Source organism: Palleronia caenipelagi (genome assembly GCF_007004065.1).
GTDB classification, from domain to species: Bacteria; Pseudomonadota; Alphaproteobacteria; order Rhodobacterales; family Rhodobacteraceae; genus Palleronia; species Palleronia caenipelagi.
The window spans coordinates 1-4,564 of sequence record NZ_VFSV01000097.1 but is presented as its reverse complement, the minus strand read 5'-3'; the positions used below and the strand labels follow the sequence as shown (position 1 = coordinate 4,564).

5 protein-coding genes and 2 pseudogenes are annotated in these 4,564 nt (G+C 53.4%); 3 read left to right on the top strand and 4 right to left on the bottom strand.

The window, feature by feature from the left end:
- A partial coding sequence (locus tag FEV53_RS19690; RefSeq protein ID WP_221931690.1) for a hypothetical protein occupies positions 1-368 on the bottom strand: 368 nt, incomplete at its 3' end.
- 412 nt (positions 369-780) lie between these two features.
- On the opposite strand from FEV53_RS19690, the gene FEV53_RS21985 reads away from it, so the two are divergent.
- Positions 781-915, top strand: a complete 135-nt coding sequence (locus FEV53_RS21985; RefSeq protein WP_281283563.1) for a hypothetical protein — start codon at positions 781-783, stop codon at positions 913-915.
- 136 nt (positions 916-1,051) lie between these two features.
- Positions 1,052-1,803: pseudogene (locus FEV53_RS19685) on the top strand (IS6 family transposase).
- A 19-nt stretch (positions 1,804-1,822) separates the two neighbouring features.
- Here the strand turns inward: FEV53_RS19685 and FEV53_RS19680 are convergent.
- From FEV53_RS19680 to FEV53_RS19670, 3 genes are all read right to left on the bottom strand, one after another.
- Positions 1,823-2,131: a transposase gene (locus tag FEV53_RS19680; RefSeq protein ID WP_281283562.1), complete on the bottom strand. Its 309-nt coding sequence runs from the start codon at positions 2,129-2,131 to the stop codon at positions 1,823-1,825.
- Positions 2,132-2,268: 137 nt separating this feature from the next.
- Complete coding sequence (locus FEV53_RS19675) at positions 2,269-3,090, bottom strand: Hint domain-containing protein (RefSeq protein WP_185962354.1); 822 nt, start codon at positions 3,088-3,090, stop codon at positions 2,269-2,271.
- A gap of 623 nt (positions 3,091-3,713) precedes the next feature.
- The gene (locus FEV53_RS19670) at positions 3,714-3,956 is read right to left on the bottom strand and encodes a hypothetical protein (protein ID WP_142836348.1); all 243 of its coding nucleotides are present in this window, start codon (positions 3,954-3,956) and stop codon (positions 3,714-3,716) included.
- Between the two features lie 189 nt (positions 3,957-4,145).
- Between FEV53_RS19670 and FEV53_RS19665 the strand changes: the two are divergent.
- A pseudogene (locus FEV53_RS19665) lies at positions 4,146-4,564 on the top strand (IS6 family transposase); the annotation flags it as partial.

The window sequence follows — 4,564 nt, the reverse complement described above, 5'->3', positions numbered from 1 at the left end:
CCCACATAAGCGCCGCAATCGAGCACCCGGTCGCCGGGTGTGATCTCGACGAAGCCCGGAAGGGTATACTTGCGGTGAAGCCAGCGCAGGTAGCCGCTTGCGCAGAGCAGGTGCTTAACCAACGGCAGAGGCCTCGGAAAGACCAGCGTCTCACTGTCCTGCGTGACCGTGACCCGGGTGTGTCCGAGGCTGAAGTCGCAGGGCCGATAGTCTGGATGGGAGCGTGAAAGATTTGCATAGAGGACGCAGCGGTCCTCTTCGCTGAGACCCTCGGCAAGGCGGCGCACCGGATGCTCTAGACGACGCGCGGCGGGTGAGATCGGCGGAAAGTGGCTGGGCGGGCTGGGGTCGTACGGATCGAAAGACATGGTGGGTTCCTAGAATGGCTGTGTTTGTCCGGGTAAGGCGCTGTGACGACCGGGCTGCGGCGGCTGTTACGTACGCAGCCAGCGTAACGCCAAGGCATCAATTCGGCGATACGCTTGATCTCGTGATCGGCGATGCGATCAAGCACCCGGCTCAGCCAAAGTCGGAGCAAATTCCGGCCTGAGCGGCGGAGTAAAAATTGTCCATCTCGGCGCGCGCGTGGGAGCATGTGGCTGTGCTTTAGCAGGCACGTTCGAAGGCGCATTGGCCGTCAGGCCAGTTCTGTGAAGGTTACTTGTTTGGAGTGGCGAGGCGTTCACGGCTCTGGCTTGTCTGACGTCAGCACCCGTTTGGCAGAATTGAGGCTTAGCTAACGGAGGATTTCTGGTTCATCGTAACCCTCAAGGAGTGACGATGAACCAGAAATCCGGAACCAGCAAAGCTTCGGCCGACAAGCTGGTCAAAGCCATCCGTCGCAAGACGCGACAAAGCTATTCGTCTGAAGTGAAGAGCGTCTTCAATTTGCCGCCACAGCGGGTACAATCCTAGCCTAGACACAGCATTTCATCGTGCCAGTCCAGATGATCGGGCAACGGCTTGCGGCTGTGCTGGCGTGGTGACTTATCATCAGCGGAAGAGGGATTGCCAACTTGCAGACGCAGCCGAGGGTGTTTAGCCGGTCGCCATGAATGTACCAGCTGAGATGCCCCGCCTGAAGGGCTACCGCTTTCCCCGTGAAGTCGTCGCCTACGCCGTTTGGGCCTATCATCGGTTCGCGCTGAGCACGGCGGATATAGAGGATCTGCTCGCCGAGCGAGGCGTCATCGTCAGCCGGGAAGCCGTTCGGAAATGGGTGAACCGGTTTGGTCGGCATTTCGCGCATTGCATTAAGCGCGACCGGCCCGCAGCGTCAGATAAGTGGCACCTCGATGAAGTCGCCGTCCCGATCAACGGCATCAAGATGTGGTTATGGCGGGCCGTGGATGGTGAGGAGGACAAGAAATTGATCCGGGGGGTCAATTTCCCGACGAACGCGATGTGCTCGTCATTCTGGTGCAGCCATGGCGAAACGCCAAGGCAGCCAGGCGGTTTCTGAAACAGTTGATCGCCCGGTTTGGCCAGCCTCGCGTTATCGTCACGGACAAGTTGCGCAGCTATATCAAACCGATCCGCCAGCTGGCTCCGGACGCAGATCATCGCCCGCACAAGGGCCTGAATAATCATATTGAGGGCTCGCACCGGCCAACCCGGAAGCGAGAGAAGCTCATGGGTCAGTTCAAATCGCTCAGGCAAGCGCAGCGCTTCCTCTCCGCCCACGACCAGATCAATGTGATCTTCAGACCCCGCCGCCACCGACTTACCGACATCTCTTACCGTCACGCCAGATCAGATGCCTTCGATCTGTGGCGCAGCTACGCCCTCGAAATGACCGCATGATCGTATCCGCGTAGGACTTTTACAATCGGTGCAGAACAAGTTGGCAATCCCGCATCAAGGGCAACCGGTCGCGGACCTGGTACTCGATCTGGTCGTCGGACAGGTTATAGAGGGCGCCCAGCACAAGTGTCTTGAACATCAGCACCGCGTCCATCGGCTTGCGCCCGGCACGCGACTTGCGCATCGCCTCGGGCTTGCGCCAGACACGCTCCAGCGCAGGGCGAAACTCCTCCCACGGCACGATGGCGTCGATCTCGACCAACGGGTCCCGCTCGGCATCCAGGCTCGCATAGCGGTCTGAAAGATCGAAGAAACCCATCTGCGCCATCGTAAACCCCTGAAGCCGTGTGCCTTCTACTTCTATCCCAGAGGGGCGGTCACAGCAATTTTTCGAGGTGCCCTGAAGCAAAACCGCCGACGACATCATCGCCCGGGAACGCCGCGCCATGAACGCACTCGATGAAATCAGCCGCAACTGGTAAGATCCCTCAGACTCAAAACACCAGGAGCGGGAAATGTGCTGATTTGCGAGTCATTCGCAATAATGAAGCTGGGTTGTTTAATGCGTATATAGAAATGCGTGATATATTGATCTGGCAACCAGCGAACGGTACATCCATTGACCAAATTGGCGGCGGAAACGAATTGACCACCTCTTCGGTATGGGTGCTTGCCAGAACTGAATATTTTCGAACGCGGGCTCAGGATTAATGACGAATCGTTTCCAATTTCGCCTTTTTCAACAAAAATGGGCGCGTTTGAGCCCGTTGCAGCAAGAAGACGTTTGCCACACCACTCTACCGAAACCTTTCCATTGGTGGTGGTTTGCAGTACATCTCCAATCCTAACGTTCTCAACGGGTTTTCTTTGACCGCAGCCCATAAGGATTTTGGCACCCTCGAAGAAAGGTGCGCAAAATAACTCTTCGAATTGATCCTGCACGTCATTCAGCTCTCGGTCGATCAAAACATAGTTGATACGGTAGCCTATGTCATCAAGTGGCAGCAAAAGCGTCGAGTGCCGACCATTATCTGAATTGGTTGATACTGAGAGAACTAGAACTCTTAGAACCTGGCCTTCGGTTGACATAAAGGTTAGCCGAGCAGCTGATTTGATCTTTGCTTTAGGCGTACCAACCTGTGAACTGTCTGCGACAATCCATGCACCCAACCGATGTTCGATCACGAGAGCACGATAGCCAGCATTTAACTTTAATCTAATCTGATCTCCCCTTTCGATTTGAAGCATGGTGGAAGAATCCTTGCCATCATAGACGCCATCCAACATAATGAAATCGCAAGGCGAGAATACGAGGCATGAAGTCGTCGTAATTGGGTATTGACTTCTTATAAACGCCATTACTCACTTACCTTCGTCTGCTCTGCTCTGCTCTCGTATGCTAGGTAATGTGTAGAAATTCACATATGACACCTGTCCGATAAGCATTGCTATTGTTCGCCATTGAGGGTTTCCATATTTCTAGTTAAAATTTAAAAGGATAAATTTAGATTTGCAATCCTGACGTTCTGCACCACACAATCCGAGATAAAATTGATCTTACGCTACGCCAGCATCTATTATGCATTTGAAGCATTAGCATCCAATCTTCTGCTGCGCCAAGCTTTGGGCGGTGTGCTTTTGAATGCGAGATGTCAACAAGCTGAGTCACAATGCGGTCCGATTATCATTCGATAGGACGATCCAGTTTACATTGTCACTGAAACATAATTCTATGAACAATTTGAGTCGATCAATTCTCTGGATCATTGGGCGCATTGTAGAGATTTTCCTGTATTGCTCGGATTTAGCAATTGGAAAAGCTATTAAGAAGCCATTCCATCTTCGACTACATCCAGTAGAGCTGCCAGAATTTTTGCCGGCGATGACGTAATCGCGACATAACAACAAGGTCAACGCTTTGATGATGTTGCTAGACGGCGGGTGCCTTCATTGATGCAAATTTCGTGTGCTTCTTCATCGCTAATGGTATTGGGCATCAGGATCGCTTTGTCCCATACGACCTGATTGTGTCCGTAGAGTTGGCACGTCACTGGTCCTTTTTCTGTTGGCACAACGACCGGCTCAGATTCGAAGTTGGCTTGTGAACATCCAACGACTGTTGTGGCTATAGCAAGAGCTGCGAAGATCTTCATATCATTTCCCCAATTCCTAAAGTCAGCCCCACCTTTATTTGCCAATCATAAACTTTCAATGAAGGAAGCCGATTGTGATTATTTAAGATTCAAAGCATTTCCAGCGTTTGTTGAATCGAAGGGGATTCCCACGAGGCGTGTTGGGATTGCCAACTTGCAGACGCACCCGAGGGTGTTTAGCCGGTCGCCATGAATGTACCAACTGAGATGCTCCGCCTGAAGGGCTACCGTTTTCCCCGTGAAGTCGTCGCCTAAGCCGTTTGGGCCTATCATCGGTTCGCGCTGAGCACGGCGGATATAGAGGATCTGCTCGCCGAGCGAGGCGTCATCGTCAGCCGGGAAGCCGTTCGGAAATGGGTGAACCGGTTTGGTCGGCATTTCGCGCATTGCATCAAGCGCGACCGGCCCGCAGCGTCAGATAAGTGGCACCTCGATGAAGTCGCCGTCCCGATCAACGGCATCAAGATGTGGTTATGGCGGGACGTGGATGGTGAGGAGGACAAGAAATTGATCCGGGGGATCAATTTCCCGACGAACGCGATGTGCTCGACATTCTGGTGCAGCCAAGGCGAAACGCCAAGGCTGCCAGGCGGTTTCTGAAACAGTTG